Origin of the sequence: Micromonospora sp. NPDC051141 (assembly GCF_044455765.1) — a bacterium.
Lineage (GTDB): Bacteria > Actinomycetota > Actinomycetes > Mycobacteriales > Micromonosporaceae > Micromonospora.
This window is the reverse complement of record NZ_JBITFD010000006.1, coordinates 104,259-121,682: the sequence shown is the minus strand read 5'-3', so window position 1 is coordinate 121,682 and position 17,424 is coordinate 104,259. Positions and strand designations below refer to the sequence as shown.

Here is a 17,424-nt window from a genome sequence, read left to right as displayed (position 1 = left end):
CCAGTCGGTTCGGTTCAGGTATAGCACCGGTCGCGGAAAAATCAAACCGACTGGTTCGATTCGCGCGGTTCGACGCCCGTGCGGACGTCAGCCCGGCGGACGGACCAACCGCTGCGCGGCGCGGCGGACCTGGGCCCGCGCGTCGTCGCCCGACTCGGGCTGCGGCCCGAGCGCCCGGTGCAGCTCGACCGGGGCGGTGAGCCAGGACGTGGCCACCGCGATCAACGCGGCCAGCAGGTGGTGCGGCGGCCACTCCGGATCGACAAGTCCCGCCCGCTGCGCGTCCCGGATCACCGCGAGCTTGTGCCGGTAGCCGGTCACGCGCTTCTCCGACACCTGCTCGGCCCGGCCGCGTTCGTGCAGCCACGCCCACGCCGCGATGCGTTGCAGGTCGGGTCGGGCGGCGAACGTGTCGTGCAGCCGGACCGTGTAGTCCACCAGGTCGGGCGTGATCGGCACCACCCGGGACAACTCCTCGAGCCCGACCTCCATCACGGTGTCGAACAGGGCGTCCTTGTCGCCGAACCAGGCGTAGATCCGTTCCTTGCTGGCCCGCGCCCGCTCCGCGATCCGGTTGATCCGCGCGCCGTCGACGCCGTGCCGGGCGAACTCCGCCATCGCCGCGTCGAGCACCCGCCGTCGGGTCTCCAGGCCCCGCGCCTGCGTCGCTGGAGAGGTCATCCGGTCACGTTAGCGCAGATGGTCACGCCCCTCGGCCGGGCCGGACCGGGGGCGGCGGGGCACGCAGCGCCCGCGCCCCCGAGCGACGCCGCGGCCCGGCCACCCGTTCGTGCCGCCGCGGGTTGCTAGTCTGCGCGTCGCCACGGGAGCGCCCGGGGCGGCGTCGCGGCCGAGGGAGGAACCACCGTGCCCACGATCCCCCGGGGCCGCCGATGGACGGCGGCCGGAGCCGGCCTGCTGCTCCTGCTGTCCGGCTGTGCCCCGGACCCGGCGCCACGGGCCGGCGCACCCACCACCACGCCGACCGCCGGGGCTCCCGACCGCCCGGCCGCGGGCGCCAGCGCCGCGCCGGGTGGTGGCCGGGCCGGGCTGGGCCCCGCGCCGCTCGACTGCCCGCCACCCGGCCGGGCGCCGCGGTCGGCGAGCCGGCTCGACCCGACCGCCGGCTCCTACCTGGGACGGGCCGGCGGCGTGGCGACGGCGGTGGACGTGAGCCCCACCTGCCAGCTCGTCGTCGGCGGCCGGTTCACCGGCCTGCCGGGCGAGCGGGCGACCACGATCGGTCGGGGCGGCGCGGGCGCGGTGCTGTTCCTGGACGGCACCGGTCGGCGGCTGCTGCGTACCGTCCGGCTGGCCGGCGCGGTCGAGGACCTGGAGGTGCGCCGCACCGGCGGGGAGATCGCCGTGGCCACCGACCGGGGCGTGCTGCTGCTGGACGCGGCGGCCGGGCGGGCGCGGTGGCAGCGCGGCGGGGCCGCCAGCCGGGTCGCGGTCGGATCCGCCGGCACGGTCGCGGCGGTCACCGGCGCCACCGTCACGGTGTACGACCTGACCGGCGCCACGCTGGCCCGGATCGCCCCGAGCGGTCGCACGGTCAGCGACGTGGCGGTGGACGACCGCAGCGGCCTGGTCTTCGTCAGCGGGTTCCGGCAGACCTCCGGCGGGCGGTGCGTGCCGGTGCAGATCGCCTACGTGCACGCCTACGACCGGCGGGGACGACTGCGCTGGCGGGCGTACGACCATCCGGCGGACCGGCTGGGCGACCTGTGCGCGGACACCCGGGCGGACCGCGTCGCGATGGGCCGGGACGGACGGCTCTACCTGGCCGGGGAGACCGCCGGCGGGAACAGTGTGTTCGCCCGCTCGGCCGCCGACGTGGGACGGTCCGCGCCGAACGTGGTCACCGACGACTTCAGCCGGGCGACCAACACCGGCGACGCGCACCACACCTACCTGGCCCGGTTCGACCCCGCCTCGGGACGCCAGCTCGCCGGGCAGGTCGTGATCAGCCGCATCGACAGCAAGGGGAACCGGGGCAACACCATCACGCCGCTCGCGATCGGCGCCGACGAGTCCGGCCGGATCTACGCCGGCGGGGTGTCGGCCTACCAGATCGCCGACCGGTCCCGGGTGACGCTCGGCGGCCGGCGGCTGGCCCCGTACGCCGGTGGGGACGCCTGGGTGCTGGTGCTCGCCCCGGACCTGCGGCGGCGGCTGAGCTGGGTGGTGCTCACCGACGGCGGCGCCGGGACCGTACGGGGGGTGGTCGCGGCCGGCGGTGTGGCGGCGGCGGTGGCGCAGGTCGACAGGGCCGGGTTCTGGCGGGGTCCGGGGCCGTCCCTCGGCACCGGCGGCGGCTACCTCGCCGCCTGGCCCGGCCTCGGCTGACCGGACCCGCCGCCGGTGCCGCGGCGTCCACCGCGGCACCGGGGCCGGTCAGGGAGCGCCGGTGACCGCGGCGCCGGCCCTGGTGATCCGGTACGTGGTTCGCGCGCCGCTCCAGAAGTGGAAGGTGAGCGTGACGGTGCCGTCGTTCACCTCGGCGAAGAACTCCGGTTTCAGGATGATGGTGTCGGCGGTGTAGTCGGGTTGGAAGTGTCCCCAGAACTCCTTGTACGGCGTCCAGTTGGCCGGGCCGGCGGGGCTGCCGTCGGCGTAGGTGGCCTCCATGGTGGCGAGCTGGTCACCGTGGAACCGGGTGGGAATGGCGAACGAGCTGGTCGTGCCGGTGGCGGCTGCCTGGGTGGGCGGGTCCGAGCTGATGATGTCGATCTTCCAGGGCACACCCTGGGAGAAGCGGGCCTCGATGGTGGCGTCGACGCCGTAGGCCCGGTCGCCGACCAGGCGGGTCAGTGCCGCCGGGGTGAGCGTGACGGTGGTGCCGGAGACCGTGTAGTCGGCGCCGGCGGCCAGCGGGGTGTCGCCCTGCCAGAGACCGCGGAACGACAGGCCGTTGAGGTTGAGGGTGAGGGCCCGGCCGGTGATCGTGCCGGTGTGCGGCACGTACACCTGGTCGCTGGACGCGGTGCCGGAGCGGCTGGTCCAGCTCGTCCTGATCATGTCGGCGACGCGCTGGTCCCGCCAGCGCAGCGCGGTGCGGTCGAGGAACTGGCCGGCGTCCCACAGCATCGTGGTGAGGTTGCGGGTGCGGGCGTGGTAGCCGACCGCTTCGAGGTACTTCAGGAACTCGCCCCGTTCGATGATGCCGGGCCGGGTGTGGTCCCAGGAGAGCAGCGCCCACTCGCCGATGACGACCGGGATGCCACGGGCGACGAACGTGTCCCGCAGCCGGTCGAACGTGCCGACCAGGTCCTGTTCCACGTTCGTGTCGTACCGGGTGCCGCCGGCGATGTTCACGCTGAACGGCCACCACCCGTAGAAGTGCACGGTGGCGGCGAGGTTGGGGTCGTGCAGGTCGGCGATGCCGGCGGACAACGCGTCCAGCCGCGCCTGCTCGCCACTGGTGTGCAGCGTGGGCAGGACCAGCAGCCGGGTGGCGTTGGCCCCGCCGGTGGCGCGTACCAGGCGGACGAACTCGGCGTTGAGTTCCCGGGTCGCGGTGTCACCCTGCGCGTCGGTGGTGTCGGCGAACTGGGGTTCGTTGATGCTCTCGAAGACCAGCCTCGGTGAGTGGTCGCGGAACGTGGTGGCGAGTTGCGTCCACAGTGCCCGGTACCGGCTCGTCACGCCGGCCCGGTCGGTGGGGTAGGTGTTGAGCCACTGCCAGGAGTCGTGATGGAGATTGATCATCACGTAGAGGTCCTCGGCGAGCGCCCAGTCGACGATCTGGCGTACCCGGGCCAGCCAGGCCGCGTCGATGGTGTAGTCGGGCGCCGGGCCGTGGTGGTTGCTCCACGTGACCGGGAGCCGGACGCTGCGGTAGCCCTGCGAACGCACGTGACGCAGGAGCGCCTGGGTGGTGAGCGGGTTGCCCCAGGCGGTCTCGTCGGGGATGGCGTCGAGCGTGTTGCCGAGGTTCCAGCCGGGCTGCATCGCGGCCACCGTGGTCATCGGGTTCCCGGCCGGGGGAGGGGTGGCCGGTGGCGTCGACGGTGACGCCGTGGCGGTCGGCGACGGGCTCGTCGACGGAGTGGTTGACGGGCCGCCGGTCGGGGACGGCGTGCCGCCGCCGTCCCCGGCGCAGGTGACGCCGTTGAGCGTGAAGCCGGTCGGCGCGGTGTTGACGCCCGACCACGAACCGTTGAAGCCGAACGACACGGTGCCGTTGGTCGGCACGGTGGCGTTCCAGGCGGCGTTCGTCGCGGTGACCTGGCCGCCCGTCGCGGTGACCGTCGCGTTCCACGCCTGGGTGACCCGCTGCCCGGACGGGAACGTCCAGGCCAGGCGCCAGCCGTTGACCGGTGTGCCGAGGTTCGTCACGTCGACCGCGGCGGTGAACCCGCCCGACCACTGCGACGGCACCGCGTACGCCACGCGGCAGCCGCCGGCCGCCTGGGCGCCCACGGCCGTCATCGTCGACGCCACCAGCAGGGCCGCCACGGCGCCGACGAGCGGACCGCCCCGGAGGCGGATTCTTCGGGTGCGCAGGATCATCGTGTTCTCCCTTGCCGTTGTCCGCCCGTACGCGGCCGGTGGCCAACGGTTCCGGACGGGTGGGGGCGCGCGCCGGCGTCGCCGGGTGGCCGCACGGCCCACCCGGCGACGCCATCGCGCGCTGGAGTGCTTCTCGCGGACGCCGCCCGATGCCTCCGCCGATCGCCGCGCTGCGGCAGCAACTTCCCGGCTCCCTGGAAAGTTTCGGGTCGAACGCTACGCGTTTCTGTGATGACGGTCAATGAAGATGCGGGCTCGGTGACGACGTTCGGTGTCGTGCGACGTCAACGGCGCGAATCGGCGCGGAAAACGCGCGAGGTCGACCGGAAAGTTTCGACCCTGCCCGGCGCGCACCGGCGACACCGGCGGCACCGGCGGGCATGGACGGACGGCTATCCTGGGGCCGGGCAGCGGTGGCCACCCCGGAGGGGCGGGTCGGCCGGGGGAGGAGCCAGCTTGTCGCAGACCGAGCCGGACGCGTCGGCCATCGGGCCGGACGACGCGGCGGCGGCTCCGGGCCGGCCGGTCACGATCTCCTACATCGCGGAGACCGCCGGGGTGTCGGTCCCGACCGTGTCGAAGGTCATCAACGGCCGGACCGGCGTGGCCTCGGACACCCGGGCCCGGGTCGAGGCGCTGATCAGCCGGTACGGCTACCGCAGGCCCACCTCGTCCACCCGCAGCAACCTGGTGGAACTGGTCTTCGACCAGCTCGAACACATGTGGGGCGTCGAGGTCGTCCGCGGCGTCGAGCAGGTGGCCCGGGCGCACCGGGTGGGCGTGGTGCTGACCGAGTTCGGGCCGGAGCGCGGTGGCGTCCGCTACTGGATCGACGACACGCTCGCCCGTCGTCCGGACTGCATCGTCTCCGTCGCGCAGCTGTCCGGCGAGCAACGCGACCAGTTGCGGGCGCGCGGCATCCCGTTCGTGGTCTTCGATCCCACGAGCGAGCTGCCCGACGACGTGCCCTTCGTCGGGGCGACCAACTGGGCGGGCGGTCGCTCGGCCACCGGGCACCTGCTCCGGTTGGGGCATCGCCGGATCGCGATGATCGGCGGTCGGGACCGCATCCTCTGCTGCCGGGCGCGGCTCGACGGCTACCGCGCGATGATGGAGGCCGCCCACCTGCCGGTCGACGCGGACCTGGTGGCCCGCGCCGACCTGACCGTGGACGGCGGGCGGGCCGCCGCGCTGCGGCTGCTGGGCCGGCCGGACCGCCCGACCGCGATCTTCGCCGGCAACGACCTCCAGGCGGTCGGCGTCTACCGGGCCGCGCGGGAACGCGGGCTGCGGATCCCGGCCGACCTGAGCGTGGTCGGCTTCGACGACCTGCCGATCGCCGAACTGCTGGACCCCCCGTTGACCACCGTGCGTCAGCCGCTCGCCGAGATGGCCGTGGCCGCGACCGAGCTGGCGCTCGCGCTCGGGCGCGGCGAACCGACGCAGCGGACCGGTCTGGAGTTGGCGACCAGCCTCACGGTCCGGGAGAGCACCGCCGCGCCGGCCCGCTGAGGCGGGCGGTCAGCCGACCTGCCGGCCGCGCCTCGGGTCCGGAGCCGGTGGCGGGGACCGATCCGACCGGGTGCGCGCGTCGACGCGCCGGCGGGGTGTTCGCTATCCCTCGGACGGCAGGTCGAGGTAGCAGCCGGCGGGTTCCTGACCGGACAGCGCCTGGATGGCCGTCATGATCTCGTCGGTGACGGCCCGCCGGGCCCGCCCGCTGCTGCCGGTGACCGGCGGGGTGAAGTGCCGGGGCGGGCCGAACCGTACGGTTACCCGACCGGGCCGGGGCAGTCGGGCGCCGACCGGTTGGATGCGGTCGGTGCCGAGCACGGCGACGGGGACCACCGGGGCGCCGGAGGCCAGCGCGAGCCACGCGACGCCGGTGCGACCACGGTAGAGCCGCCCGTCGCGGGAGCGGCTGCCCTCGGGGTGGATGCCGAAGGCCCGGCCGGCGGCGAGCACGTCGAGTGCCACCCGCAGCGAGTCCTGGGCCGACCGGTGGCCACCCCGCTCCACGGGGATGGCGTCGATGCCGGTGAGGCAGGTGCGGGTGAGCCACCCCCGCGGGCCGGGCCGCCGGAAGTACTCGGCCTTGGCCAGGAAGCTGACCGGTCGCGGGGCCACCAGCGGGATCACCACGCTGTCGATGAAGGACAGGTGGTTGGCGGCCAGGATCACCGGCCCGTGCCGCGGCACGTTGTGCCGGCCCTCGACGACCGGCCGGAAGGCCATCCTGCCGAGCGGGGCGAGCACCAGCCGGGTGCCGGTCTGCAACAGCACGTGTTCCCTCCGAGGGTGGGTCCCGGTCAACGGGGGACGCCGGGCGTGGGCCGGCCGAGGTGGGCCGCCACGGCGGCGCGCAGCAGCGGTTCGACGTCGTCGGTGCGCACCATGGTCTGGAGACTGCCCCACTGCCGCAGCTCGGCGATGCCGTGCAGGTTGGCCCAGAGCGTGCCGGCGACGACCGGCGGCGCGGGGGCGTCGGCCGCTTCGGGGCGGGCCCGGGCGACCAGGTCGACCAGGACGCCGAAGAGTTCCTCGCTGGCGTCCCGCAGGCCGATGCCGTTGCCCCGCAGCAGGTCGTGCCGGAACATGAGTTCGAACATGCCGTGGTTGGTGCGCGCGAACCGCAGGTAGAGCCGGCCGAGTGCGAGCACCTGGTCGTACGGATCCGGTCCGGTGCCGCGGATCGCGGCGGTGACCTCGGCGCCGAGCTGCTGGTAACCCTCCCGCGCGATGGCCGCGAGCAGGGCGAGGTGGGTCGGGAAGTAGCGTCGCGGCGCACCGTGGGAGACGCCGGCCCGCCGGGCGATCTCGCGCAGCGTGAGGGCCGCGGTGCCCTCCTGGGCGAGCAGGTCGACGCCGGCCCGCACCAGGCGGGCCCGGAGCGTGCTGTCGGGCGGCGGCATAGACACTGTCTACCAGCCTTCGTAGACAGTGTCTACGGACCGTGCCGGCAGTGACCCGCGTTACCTCTCGGCCAGCCGGGAATCAGGTCGGCGCCACCGCATTTGAACCGAGGTGTGACTACCGCACCGAACCTTGCCCGGCCGCGCCCTGACCGGGCGGAGACCTCCCGATGACCGATGTCCGTCCCGACAAGCTGTCGACGCCCGGTGCCCGGACGCCCGGTGACCTGATGAGCCGCGGACAGCGGGCCCGGCTCGTGCTGGTCCTCGGTTCGCTGATCGCGGTGGGACCCCTGACGATCGACATGTACCTGCCGGCGCTGCCCGCGATCGTCGACGACTTCGCGACCACCTCGGCGGCGGTCCAACTGACGCTCACCGGCACCCTGGCCGGGCTGGCCCTCGGCCAGCTCCTGATCGGCCCGCTGTCGGACGCCGTCGGGCGGCGGCGCCCGCTGATCGCCGGGCTCGTCCTGCACGTTCTCGCGTCGTCGCTCTGCGTGGTCGCGCCCAACGTCGCGGTGCTCGGCGCGTTGCGGGTGGTGCAGGGCCTCGGCGTCGCCGCGACCGTGGTGGTCGCGATGGCCGTGGTCCGGGACCTGTTCAGCGGCGCGGCGTTCGCCACCCTGCTGTCCCGGCTGCTGCTGGTGATGGGGGCGGCGCCGATCCTCGCCCCGACCCTCGGCGGCGGGCTGCTGCGCTGGACGGACTGGACCGGCGTCTTCGTCGCGCTGGCCGTCTTCGGCGTACTGCTGGTCGTGGTCGCCGCGCTCGGCCTGCCGGAGACGCTGCCGCCCGTGCGGCGCCGGCGCGGCGGCGTCGTCGCGACCGCGGCGCTGTACGGGTCGCTGCTGCGCGACCGGGTCTTCGTGGGCCTGGTCCTGGTGGCCGGCCTCGCCATGGCCGCGTTGTTCGCGTACGTGGCCGGCTCGTCGTTCGTGCTGCAACAGGGGTACGGACTCGACGAGCAGCAGTTCGGGCTGGCGTTCGGCGCGGGCGCGGTGGGCCTGATCGGGGCGACCCAGTACAACGTCCGGCTGCTGCGCCGCTTCCCGCCGCAGCGGATCCTGGTCGCCTCGCTGGCCGCGGGGACGCTGGCCGGCCTGGCCCTGGTGGTCTTCGCCGCGACCGACGTCGGCGGGCTGCCCGCGTTGCTGGTGTCGTTGTGGCTGGTGCTGGCGGCGGCGGGCCTGGCGATGCCGAACGCGCCGGCGCTGGCGCTGTCCCGGCACGGCGAGGCGGCCGGCACCGCGTCCGCGCTGCTGGGCGCCGTGCAGTTCGGTGTGGGTGCGGTGGCCGCGCCGCTGGTCGGCGTGCTGGGCACCGGCGCGCTGGCGATGGCCCTGGTGGTGGCCGGCGGCATGGTGGCGGCGCTGGCGGTGCTGCTGGTCGTGGTGCGGCCGGCCCGGCTCGTCGACCTGGAGCCCGCGCCGGCGGTCGTGGCGGTGCACTGACCGGACCCGACGTCGTCCCGCGCGGCCGGGGCGATCTCGTCGGATACTGGGCCGATGACGAATCCCGACCTCGACCCCGCGCTGTACCCACCGATCGATCCACGCGAGGACGTGCCGGACGACCCGGGGGAGTTGCTGCCGGACACCCCGGACGTCCTGCCGGAGGCGCCGACCGAGCCGATGCCCGACGACGGGGAGCCCGGCGGCGTGCCGGAGCCGGCCTGAGCGCCCCGGGCACGGCCTGTCGCGGCGACCGCGCCGTCGGTAGGGTCGTCCGCGTGGATCTGGACGACACCGCCGTCCGGCTCGGAGTGCCGGTCGAGGATCTCGCGCGCGTGCACCGGCTCGCCGGTGACCGGCCGTCGGCGCCGCTGCCGGCCCGGGCCGACGCGCCGGCGATCCTCGACCGGCTCGGGGTCCGCCCGGACGACGCCGCCGAGGTCATGGCGGGTTGGCCCGACCCGGGCTCCGCACTGTGGACCCCGGAGCTGCGCTGGCTGCTCGACCGCTCGATCGCCCTGGTCCGCGCCGATCTCGGGGGCCACGACTGGCTGCCGCCCGGCCCGGCCCTGCCCCGCGAGCGGGGCCCGGCCTGGCGGCACCTCTACGTGTACGCGTACCTGGCCCTGGTCGACGTGGTCACCGCGTACCACCGCGAGCACGGCATCGACGACGCGGTGACCCGGGCGACCCTCGCCGACCTGGGCCGCAACCTGGCGATCGACAGGCGGATGGCCGGCGAGGGCTGGCCGGTCATGCAGAGCTGGCTGACGCTGCACACCCGTGGCGGGCTCTACGAGCTGGGTCGGCTCCAGCACCAGCGCGGCGACACCATCGGCCTGCACATCCCCGAGGCCGGGCCGCTGAGCCCGGCGGCCGTGGACGCGTCGCTCGACCGGGCCCGGGCGTTCTTCCCACGCCACTTCCCCGACGAGCGCCACACGGAGTTCTCCTGCGGCTCCTGGCTGCTCGACCCCCAGCTACGGGAGTACCTGCCGGAGGACTCCAACATCGTCCGGTTCCAGCGCCGGTTCGCGCTGGAGCCCTACCAGGAGCCGGACGGCATCGACGCCGACGTCGAGGTGCTGCGGTTCGTGTTCCGTACCCTGAGCACGCCGCTCGACCGGTTGGAGCGCCGCACGGCACTCCAGCGGGCGGCCGTCGACCACCTGGCCGCCGGCCGTCACTGGCGTTGGCGCGTCGGGCGTTTCCCGTGCTGACCGACACCGGAGGCGGCGCTGCCGTCGTGCCGGCCGGTCAGCGGGAGAGTGTCGACGGCAGCTCGGCCAACCAGCGGTCCAGCGCCGCCGGGCTGCGGAACAGCAGCACCGGCGGCCCGGTCGGATCGGCCTGCCAGGCCCGCATCCGCCGCCGGGCCCGACCGAACGCGGCCACGTGCCACACCAGGATCGAGTCCCGGGACAGCACGCTGCGCAGCGACTCACGGTTGCCGTTGCAGATCTCCTCGCCGCTGACCAGCCGGCCGGCGGTGCGCCGCAGCAACCGCCAGAAGGAGAGCGCCCGCGGATAGTCCAGGCCCACCACCAGGTCGGCGCGGCCCAGCACCACGTCCCGCCACCCGTGGTAGGCGCCGTCCAGGATCCACCGGTCGCCCCGGCAGACCGCCTCGATCCGGCGGCGCTGCTCGGCGACCGGCACCTCCACCCAGCCGGGCTGCCACAGCAGGTCGTCGACCGGGCACCAGGGCAGCCCGAGCCGCTCGGCCAACCGCGCCGCCACCGTCGACTTGCCGGCGCCGTACACGCCGTAGACCAGGATCCGGGCCGGCGCCGGCATCAGCTCCGGGCCTTGCCGCGGGCGCTCCGCCGGCGGTGTTCCTCGTCGCCGCCGGCGAGCCGGGTGAAGGTGAGCGCGTTCGCCGCCGCGACGCCGACCACCGCGAAGCCGACCTGTAGCGCGAGCACGATCCAGTCCCACCGCAGGACCCAGAGCCGCACCGGCGCGTCGTCGGCGATGTCGACCCAGCGGGCGACCACGGTGCCGAGCACCGCCGCGCCGACGCCGATGACGAACGTGGCGAAGATGCCGATCCGCTGCCGGCCCGGCAGCACCAGCCGCCCGAGCAGCCCGATGAGGGCGCCGATGAGCACCGCGCCCAGATAACCACCCACGAGCATTGCCGTCACTCCTCCCACCGGTTCCGGCCTTCATGCCCGCCCACCGCACCACCGGAAACCCCGCGCACGTCGACCCGGCCGGCGGCGGTGCGGCCGGGTGGCGCCGGGACGCCGCACGTAGGATCACGCACACCCCGCCGCGCCCGCCACCCCGCCGGAGTTCCGCTGCCCGAGTCGCCCGCACCCCGCGTCGCCCGGCCGCTGCGCCGGGCGCTGGCCGTCGTGTTTTTGCTCGTCGTGGCCGGGCTGCCCGCCGGCTCGTCCAGCGCCGGTGGCGGCGGGCCGGGCACCGTCCGGATGCTCCAGATGAACCTCTGCAACAGCGGCCGGGCCGGCTGCTACACCGGCGGCTCCGTGCGGCGGGCCGCCGAGGTGATCGCCGCCGAGCGGCCCGACGTGGTCACCCTCAACGAGATCTGCCGGGACGACGTGGACACGCTGGCCCGCGCGCTCGCGGCGGTCCGGCCGGGCGGCCGGGTCGTCCCCGCGTTCCAGGCCGCCGGCGACCGCCCCAGCCGCGCCGCGACCCGATGCGTCAACGGCCAGCCGTACGGGATCGGCCTGGTGGCCCGCCTCGCCGGCCCGGGGGCCCGCGCCGGCGCGCACCGCGGCACCTATCCGGCGCAGGATCTCGCGGACCCGGAGGAGCGGGTCTGGCTCTGCCTGCACGCCGCCGCCGTGCTGCACGCCTGCACCACGCACCTGGCGAACACCGACGGCGCCGTCGCGCTGGCCCAGTGCGCGCAGCTGCTCGACACCGTGGTGCCGGCGATCCGCCGCGACGCCGGATACGCCCCGACCGTGCTGGGCGGCGACCTGAACCTGCGCGCGGGCGGCGCGCCCGACGTGCGGTCGTGCGTACCGCCGGGCTACCGCCGCGTCGACGACGGCGCCCGCCAGCAGATCATGGCGACGACCGACGTCACCATCTGCTGCCGCCGGGCGGTGGACATGCGCGGCACGACGGACCATCCGGCGCTGGTGGCCACCCTCACCGTCGACCGGCCCCCGCGCTGACGGTCGACCGGCGTCACCGGCTGTCCGGTCACTGTGGACAGCCAGCGGCGGCCCGTCTAGGGTCGGGCCCACCGGTGTCCCGAGGAGCGGCCCATGGGTGTCTCCATCTCCCTCGACGACCTGCTCGGCGAGGAGGTGAGACGCGACCCGTACCCGTTCTACGCGAGGCTGCACGGGATGGGGGAGGCGGTCGCCTTCCGGCCCGGCGAACCGCACGCCCTGGTCGTCCACGGCTACCAGGCGGTCCACCGGGTGCTGCGGGACCCGGTCTTCCGGGTGCTCGGCGCGGAGTTCCTGGACCGGGCCGGCACCCGCTGGCGCCAGCACCCGGTGACCCGGATCCTCCAGACGTCGATGCTCAACGCCGCGCCCGGCGACCACCTCCGGGTCCGGCGCCTGTTCGGCCAGGCGTTGACCCCGCGCCGGGTCACCGCGCTGGAGCCGGCGATCACGCGGATCGCCGACCGCCTGCTCGACCGGCTCGCCGCGGCCGGCGCGGACGGCCGACCGGTCGACTTCATGGGCGGGTTCGCGCTCACCCTGCCCAGTGACGTCGTCGGCGAGCTGCTGGGCGTGCCGGAGCGGGACCGGGCCTGGTTCCCGTCCCGGGTGCGCACGTTCGACGCGGTGCTGGAGATCGGCCGGCGCTCGATGCGGGAGGTGCGGGCGGCCAACGTCGCGGCGACGGAGCTGACCGCGTACTTCACCGAACTGCTTGCCGCGCGCCGGGACCGGCCGCGCGGGGACCTCGTGTCGGCGCTCGTGCGGATCCGGGACCGCGACCCCGACCAGCTCTCCGCCGACGAACTGCTGGCCAACCTGATCATCATGTACAACGCCGGGTTCCGGACCACCGCGAACCTGCTCGGCAACGGCCTGGTCCTGCTCGTGGCGCGGCCGGAGGCGCGGGACGCGCTGCGCGCCGACGCGTCGCTCGCCCCGGCGTACGTCGAGGAGATCCTCCGGTACGAGCCGCCGGTGCACTTCGCGCTCCGGTACGCGGCGGCGGACACCGAGATCGCCGGGCTGCCGGTGCCGGCCGGTCGGACCGTGGTGGTGCTGACCGGCGCCGCCAACCGGGACCCACGCCGGTTTCCCGACCCGGACGTGTTCGACCCGTCCCGGGTGGACAACCGCCACCTGGCGTTCAGCGCCGGGCCGCACCACTGCTTCGGCGCGGCCCTCGCCCGGGCGGAGGGCCGGCTGGTCCTGCCTCTCCTGCTGGACCGCTTCCCCGCGCTGGCGCTCGCCGCCGAGCCCGGCGAGCGGCGTCAGCTCATGCTGCGCGGGTACGACCACCTGCCGGTGCGTCTCACGCCGCCGGGGCCGGCGGTCCACCGGCCGATCGGGACCTTGCCAAACCATGCCGATTGAGTAAGGTCGATTCCACGCTGGGGAAAGGACACACCGGCCATGACCGATGAGATCCGCGCGTTCCTGCTCGCCGCCCTGACCGAGATGAAGTACGACGTGGACGACGTCGACGACGACACCGTCTTCGGGCCGGCCGGTCTGGACGTGGACTCGCTCGGCCTCGCCGAGCTGGCGGTCCGGGTGGAGGACCGGTTCGGCGTGGCGTTCGACGACGACGAGGCCGAGATGCTCGCGATGATGACGCTCGGCGAGTTCTCCCGGACGGTGGCGCAGCGCATCCAGCCGGCCTCGGCGCACTGAGCGTGCGGCCGGGCGCGACGATCACCGGCATCGGGCTGGTGAGCCCGGTCGGCTCGACCGCCGCCGAGGTGTTCGACGCGGTGTGCGACGGCCGGTCGGGGCTGTCCCGGCCGCCGCAGGGTCATCCGGTGCACGGCGTGGTCGACGTGGCGGCGATCGCCCCGCCGATCGACCCGGCCTCCGTGCTGCCCGGCCCGGAGTCCCGCGTCGTGGACCGGTCGATCGTCATGGCGCTGCGCGCCGCCGGGGACGCGTTGGCCGACGCCGGTCTGCGGGTCGGTCGGGACGTCGACCCGTACCGGGTGGCGGTCGTCGTCTCCGGCGTCGGTGGGTTGTCCACCCTGGCCGACCAGGTGCTGCGGCGGGCCGAGCGGGGCCGCTTCGGTGTCAGCCCGTACATGCTGCCCGGCACGCTGCCGAACATGGCGGCGGCGCGGGTCGCCATCACGTTCGGCATCCGTGGCTACACCTCGTCGGTCGGCACGGCGTGCGCGGCCGGCGCCCAGTCGGTCGGGGAGGCGCTGCGCATCCTGCGCGCCGGCGAGGCCGACGTGGTGCTGTGCGGGTGCGCCGAGGCGCCGCTGTTCCCCACCTTCGCCGACGCGTTCGGCAACGCCCGGGCACTGGCCCGGGGCTGGGCCGACCCGACCGCCGCGAGCCGGCCGTTCGACCGCCGTCGCAACGGCCTCGTGCTCGGCGAGGGCGCCGGCGTACTGGTGCTGGAACGCGCCGAGCACGCCGCCGCGCGGGGCGCCCGCCGCCACGCCGACGTGCTCGGCTGGGGTGCCACGAACGACGCGTACCATCCGACCACGCCCCGGCCCGACGGCTCCGGCGCGGCGCACTGCATGCGGATGGCCGTCCGCGACGCCGGCCTGGGCCTCGACGACATCGGGTACGTCAACGCGCACGGCACCAGCACGAAGGCCGGCGACGCCGCCGAACTGGCCGCCCTGGCCGACGTCTACGGCGCGCACCCGCCGCCGCTGAGTTCGACCAAGGGCGTGACCGGGCACCTGCTCGGCGTCTCCGGCGTGATCGAGGCGGCAATCGGCGTCGAGGCGCTCCGGCACGGCCTGCTGCCGCCCACGCACAACCTCGACGACCCGGACCCGGCCGGCGACGTCGACCACATCCGCAAGCAGCCCCGCCCGGTCGCGGTGGACGCCGTGCTGTCCAACTCGTTCGGCTTCGGCGGCCACAACGTCAGCCTCGTCCTGACCCACCCCACCACCCCCTGACCCTCCCCGCGCCCCCCACCCCTCTCCCCGTGCAGATTCACGGAAAGTGTGGCCATCCCGAGCGGAATGGCCACGCTTTCCGTGAAAGTGCGCGCCAGGGAGGGGGGAGGGCTCGGGTGGGCGGGGTCAGCGGAGGGTGATCTGAGTGGCGGTGTCGTGCGGCGTCACCGTCAGGGCGAAGTGCGGGTTCAGCATGTCGACCAGGTAGTCGAGGTCAGCGACGAGCGGCACCGGGAGCAGCGCCTGCTGGTCCACGTCGGCGTGGCTGGCGAAAAGCTCGATCCGGTCGGCCTTGAGTAGCCCCCGGGTCAGGAACGCCGGCAGGTCTTCGGGGAGCAGACAGCGCCACAGGTCGATGTTGACGATCACGTCCAGCGCGCCGGTCCGGAACTGCTGGAGCACGGTGCCCAGCAGGTGCGAGTTCGTGTCGCCGGGCGGCGCCGCGTGGTCGAACGTGTGCGACCCGGAGCCGAGGTCCATGGTGGACACCCCGTGCCCGATCAGCAACGCCCGGCTGGTGGCCAGCTCCTCCCGGAGCGGGGCGGGCAGCGCGGCCGGCCGGCCCAGCCCGGCCCGGCGGTACGCGTCGATCGCGTCCCGGTAGAGGCGGATGCGGCCCAGGTGCCGGCCGAACGTGTTGATCGCGTACAGCACCTCGATGTCGTAGCGCAGGTGCTTGCGCAACATGTACTTCATGTTGTCCATCGAGGCGAGCCCGTTGGTGGTCCGGCGGAAGTGCGGCAGGTGGTACGAGCACGCGTCGACGTCGAGGTGGAACAGCTCGGCCGGCGCGCCGTGCAGGTGGAAGACCCGGTAGAAGAAGTCCAGATCCTCGAAGCCCCACTTCACCATGGCCTCGTCGAACCCGCCGACCCGCCGGAACGACTGGTGGTCGACCGACGCGTTGTGGGTCAGCCCGAGCACCCAGGGCGCGCTCGGGAAGTCGCGCATCCGCTGCGGGTGGGCGATGTCCTCCAGGCGCGGGTCGCCGCGCTCGGCGTCCAGCATCGCCGGGACGATCGGCTCGCCCCGAAGCAGCGCGTCCGTGCCGGCCCAGTCCAGCTCGTAGCGCTGGCCGAGCAGGACCCCGGCCCGACCGGCCCGGTCGGCGTGGAAGTCCCGGTGCCGGGCCAGCAACCCGGGGTGCGCTACCGTGTCGGCGTCCAGGAACACCAACGTGTCGGCCCGGGCGCGCGCCGCCGCCGCGTTGCGGTTGGCGCTGCGCCCCCGGTTGGTGTCGCTGCGCACGTACTCGACGGCCAGCCGGTCGCGGTAGCGGTCCACGACCGGACCCAGCGCAACGGTGGAGCCGTCGTCGCCGACGATCACCTCGAAATCGTCGCGCGGCAGGGTCTGCCGGGTGAGCGAGTGCAGCGTCGCGTCGAGCGCGGAGCCGTTGTTGTGCGCGGGCACCACCACGCTCAGGGCCGGCTGCCGCCCGTTCGCCGTGCTCAACGGGGGGTGGAGTTGGCGGTGATGTAGTCCGCCAGGTCGCCGAGGGTGGTCATCCGGTCCTCGTCCAGATCCTCCACGTCGATCTGGATCTCCAGCTCGTCCTCCAGCTCCAGCAGCAGCTCCAGGGCGAGCGACGAGCTGAGGCCGAGGTCGTCCATCAGCTGGGTCCGCTCGGTGACCGGGACAGCCGGCCTGAGCATGCGGCCCAGCAACGCCGTGAGGCTCTCGACCACCTGGTCGCGCTGCGGCGACGTGGTCGACGTGTCGTGTTCTAGCACCGGGGTGCCGGCGGGTCGATCAAGCGCTCCAGCATGGACTCATCAGAGCAAAGCACATCGGCGAGTGTCAACGGGTGAAACTCGACTGCGTACGGCGCGTCGCCGGGCGACGCGACCGCCCCCCGGTACCCGGCGGGCGTGACCAGGTCGACGACCCGGTACGCGCCGGCCGGCTCGACGCACGCGACCACGTCGCCGGGGTGGACCGCCACCGCCAGGTTGGGCCAGAGCCGGCCCCCGGCCGCCTTGACCACGGCCTCCTTGCGGACCCACAGCCGGGTGAACCGCCGGGCCCGCTCCCCGGCGTCGGCCCCGGCGGCGACGTGCCGGGCCTCCGCCGGGTGGAAGAACCGCGCGGCCAGTTCGACCGGATCGCGGCCCGGCGGCAGGTGCTCGATGTCCACCCCGACCGGGCGGTCCCGGCTGATCGCCACCGCGACCAGCGAGCCGGAGTACGACAGGCTGGTGTGCGGACCGGTCGACGTCGGCTTGCCGTGCCGGCCCCGGCGCCAGACGAGCGCTGACGGCGGTACGCCCACCGCGTGCCCGGCCAGGATGCGCAGCGCGCCGTGCGCGACGGTGAACCGGTCCCGAAGCCAGGGGGTGCCGAGCGCGGCGGCGCGGGCCCGCTCGTCGCGGTCGAGCACCGCCCGGCACCGGGCCAGCTCGTCCGGCGAGCCGTCGGCGGCGATGACGCAGACGCGTACGCGGTCCGGCATGGACGGCAGCGTAACGGTCCG

Annotated in this window: 18 protein-coding genes; 9 read left to right on the top strand and 9 right to left on the bottom strand. The window is 74.7% G+C overall.

Annotated elements, in window-relative coordinates; translation table 11 throughout:
* Positions 1-87: 87 nt before the first annotated feature.
* Complete coding sequence (locus tag ACIA6B_RS14040; protein WP_396773341.1) at positions 88-681, bottom strand: TetR family transcriptional regulator; 594 nt, start codon at positions 679-681, stop codon at positions 88-90.
* A gap of 186 nt (positions 682-867) precedes the next feature.
* Between ACIA6B_RS14040 and ACIA6B_RS14035 the strand changes: the two genes are divergently transcribed.
* Entirely contained in the window at positions 868-2,349 is a 1,482-nt protein-coding gene (locus tag ACIA6B_RS14035) for a YncE family protein (RefSeq protein ID WP_396773339.1), read from the top strand.
* 48 nt (positions 2,350-2,397) lie between these two features.
* Here ACIA6B_RS14035 and ACIA6B_RS14030 read toward each other — a convergent pair whose 3' ends face one another.
* A complete protein-coding gene (locus tag ACIA6B_RS14030; RefSeq protein WP_396773338.1) occupies positions 2,398-4,515 on the bottom strand; it encodes a cellulase family glycosylhydrolase in 2,118 nt (705 codons plus the stop codon).
* A 456-nt stretch (positions 4,516-4,971) separates the two neighbouring features.
* Here ACIA6B_RS14030 and ACIA6B_RS14025 point away from each other — a divergent pair, with 456 nt between their 5' ends.
* A complete protein-coding gene (locus tag ACIA6B_RS14025; RefSeq protein ID WP_396773336.1) occupies positions 4,972-6,027 on the top strand; it encodes a LacI family DNA-binding transcriptional regulator in 1,056 nt (351 codons plus the stop codon).
* A gap of 102 nt (positions 6,028-6,129) precedes the next feature.
* Here ACIA6B_RS14025 and ACIA6B_RS14020 read toward each other — a convergent pair whose 3' ends face one another.
* Both ACIA6B_RS14020 and ACIA6B_RS14015 read right to left on the bottom strand, forming a co-directional pair.
* Positions 6,130-6,798 carry a lysophospholipid acyltransferase family protein gene (locus tag ACIA6B_RS14020; protein ID WP_396773335.1) on the bottom strand — a complete coding sequence of 223 codons (669 nt, stop codon included), beginning with the start codon at positions 6,796-6,798 and terminating at the stop codon, positions 6,130-6,132.
* Between the two features lie 26 nt (positions 6,799-6,824).
* Positions 6,825-7,427, bottom strand: coding sequence for a TetR/AcrR family transcriptional regulator (locus ACIA6B_RS14015; protein ID WP_396773333.1), 603 nt, complete (start codon positions 7,425-7,427; stop codon positions 6,825-6,827).
* Between the two features lie 170 nt (positions 7,428-7,597).
* On the opposite strand from ACIA6B_RS14015, the gene ACIA6B_RS14010 reads away from it, so the two are divergent.
* From ACIA6B_RS14010 to ACIA6B_RS14000, 3 genes are read left to right on the top strand one after another with little or no spacing between them, the layout of a single operon-like run.
* Complete coding sequence (locus tag ACIA6B_RS14010) at positions 7,598-8,881, top strand: multidrug effflux MFS transporter (protein WP_396773331.1); 1,284 nt, start codon at positions 7,598-7,600, stop codon at positions 8,879-8,881.
* Positions 8,882-8,935: 54 nt separating this feature from the next.
* Positions 8,936-9,106, top strand: a complete 171-nt coding sequence (locus tag ACIA6B_RS14005; RefSeq protein ID WP_199199507.1) for a hypothetical protein — start codon at positions 8,936-8,938, stop codon at positions 9,104-9,106.
* Positions 9,107-9,159: 53 nt separating this feature from the next.
* A complete protein-coding gene (locus ACIA6B_RS14000) occupies positions 9,160-10,101 on the top strand; it encodes an acyltransferase domain-containing protein (protein WP_396773329.1) in 942 nt (313 codons plus the stop codon).
* 37 nt (positions 10,102-10,138) lie between these two features.
* Here the strand turns inward: ACIA6B_RS14000 and ACIA6B_RS13995 are convergent, their stop codons facing one another.
* A complete protein-coding gene (locus ACIA6B_RS13995) occupies positions 10,139-10,678 on the bottom strand; it encodes an adenylate kinase (protein ID WP_396773328.1) in 540 nt (179 codons plus the stop codon).
* Complete coding sequence (locus ACIA6B_RS13990) at positions 10,678-11,019, bottom strand: GlsB/YeaQ/YmgE family stress response membrane protein (RefSeq protein ID WP_396773326.1); 342 nt, start codon at positions 11,017-11,019, stop codon at positions 10,678-10,680. The genes ACIA6B_RS13995 and ACIA6B_RS13990 overlap by 1 nt, the downstream gene beginning before the upstream one ends.
* A gap of 222 nt (positions 11,020-11,241) precedes the next feature.
* On the opposite strand from ACIA6B_RS13990, the gene ACIA6B_RS13985 reads away from it, so the two are divergent.
* The 4 genes from ACIA6B_RS13985 to ACIA6B_RS13970 all read left to right on the top strand — a co-directional run bounded on the left by ACIA6B_RS13985 (position 11,242) and on the right by ACIA6B_RS13970 (position 14,951).
* On the top strand, positions 11,242-12,036 hold the full coding sequence (locus tag ACIA6B_RS13985) for an endonuclease/exonuclease/phosphatase family protein (RefSeq protein ID WP_396773325.1): 795 nt from the start codon (positions 11,242-11,244) through the stop codon (positions 12,034-12,036).
* 93 nt (positions 12,037-12,129) lie between these two features.
* On the top strand, positions 12,130-13,410 hold the full coding sequence (locus ACIA6B_RS13980; RefSeq protein WP_396773323.1) for a cytochrome P450: 1,281 nt from the start codon (positions 12,130-12,132) through the stop codon (positions 13,408-13,410).
* A gap of 39 nt (positions 13,411-13,449) precedes the next feature.
* Complete coding sequence (locus ACIA6B_RS13975) at positions 13,450-13,710, top strand: acyl carrier protein (RefSeq protein ID WP_107155127.1); 261 nt, start codon at positions 13,450-13,452, stop codon at positions 13,708-13,710.
* The gene (locus ACIA6B_RS13970) at positions 13,707-14,951 is read left to right on the top strand and encodes a beta-ketoacyl-[acyl-carrier-protein] synthase family protein (RefSeq protein WP_396773666.1); all 1,245 of its coding nucleotides are present in this window, start codon (positions 13,707-13,709) and stop codon (positions 14,949-14,951) included. The genes ACIA6B_RS13975 and ACIA6B_RS13970 overlap by 4 nt, the downstream gene beginning before the upstream one ends.
* 126 nt (positions 14,952-15,077) lie before the next feature.
* Here the strand turns inward: ACIA6B_RS13970 and ACIA6B_RS13965 are convergent, their stop codons facing one another.
* The 3 genes from ACIA6B_RS13965 to ACIA6B_RS13955 are packed head-to-tail and all read right to left on the bottom strand — an operon-like array spanning position 15,078 to position 17,403.
* Positions 15,078-16,406 (bottom strand): glycosyltransferase family 2 protein, encoded by a 1,329-nt coding sequence (locus ACIA6B_RS13965; protein WP_396773320.1) that lies wholly within the window; start codon positions 16,404-16,406, stop codon positions 15,078-15,080.
* Positions 16,403-16,684, bottom strand: a complete 282-nt coding sequence (locus ACIA6B_RS13960) for a phosphopantetheine-binding protein (protein ID WP_396773318.1) — start codon at positions 16,682-16,684, stop codon at positions 16,403-16,405. Before ACIA6B_RS13960 ends, ACIA6B_RS13965 begins: the two co-directional genes overlap by 4 nt.
* Complete coding sequence (locus tag ACIA6B_RS13955) at positions 16,678-17,403, bottom strand: 4'-phosphopantetheinyl transferase family protein (RefSeq protein ID WP_396773316.1); 726 nt, start codon at positions 17,401-17,403, stop codon at positions 16,678-16,680. The genes ACIA6B_RS13960 and ACIA6B_RS13955 overlap by 7 nt, the downstream gene beginning before the upstream one ends.
* Positions 17,404-17,424 lie beyond the last annotated feature (21 nt).

Coding starts and splice junctions, on each gene's coding strand:
- ACIA6B_RS14010 (WP_396773331.1), top strand. CDS start 7,598: ATGACCGATGTCCGTCCCGACAAGCTGTCGACGCCCGGTGCCCGGACG.
- ACIA6B_RS13995 (WP_396773328.1), bottom strand. CDS start 10,678: ATGCCGGCGCCGGCCCGGATCCTGGTCTACGGCGTGTACGGCGCCGGC.
- ACIA6B_RS13975 (WP_107155127.1), top strand. CDS start 13,450: ATGACCGATGAGATCCGCGCGTTCCTGCTCGCCGCCCTGACCGAGATG.
- ACIA6B_RS14015 (WP_396773333.1), bottom strand. CDS start 7,427: ATGCCGCCGCCCGACAGCACGCTCCGGGCCCGCCTGGTGCGGGCCGGC.
- ACIA6B_RS14040 (WP_396773341.1), bottom strand. CDS start 681: ATGACCTCTCCAGCGACGCAGGCGCGGGGCCTGGAGACCCGACGGCGG.
- ACIA6B_RS13980 (WP_396773323.1), top strand. CDS start 12,130: ATGGGTGTCTCCATCTCCCTCGACGACCTGCTCGGCGAGGAGGTGAGA.
- ACIA6B_RS13955 (WP_396773316.1), bottom strand. CDS start 17,403: ATGCCGGACCGCGTACGCGTCTGCGTCATCGCCGCCGACGGCTCGCCG.
- ACIA6B_RS14030 (WP_396773338.1), bottom strand. CDS start 4,515: ATGATCCTGCGCACCCGAAGAATCCGCCTCCGGGGCGGTCCGCTCGTC.
- ACIA6B_RS14005 (WP_199199507.1), top strand. CDS start 8,936: ATGACGAATCCCGACCTCGACCCCGCGCTGTACCCACCGATCGATCCA.
- ACIA6B_RS13990 (WP_396773326.1), bottom strand. CDS start 11,019: ATGCTCGTGGGTGGTTATCTGGGCGCGGTGCTCATCGGCGCCCTCATC.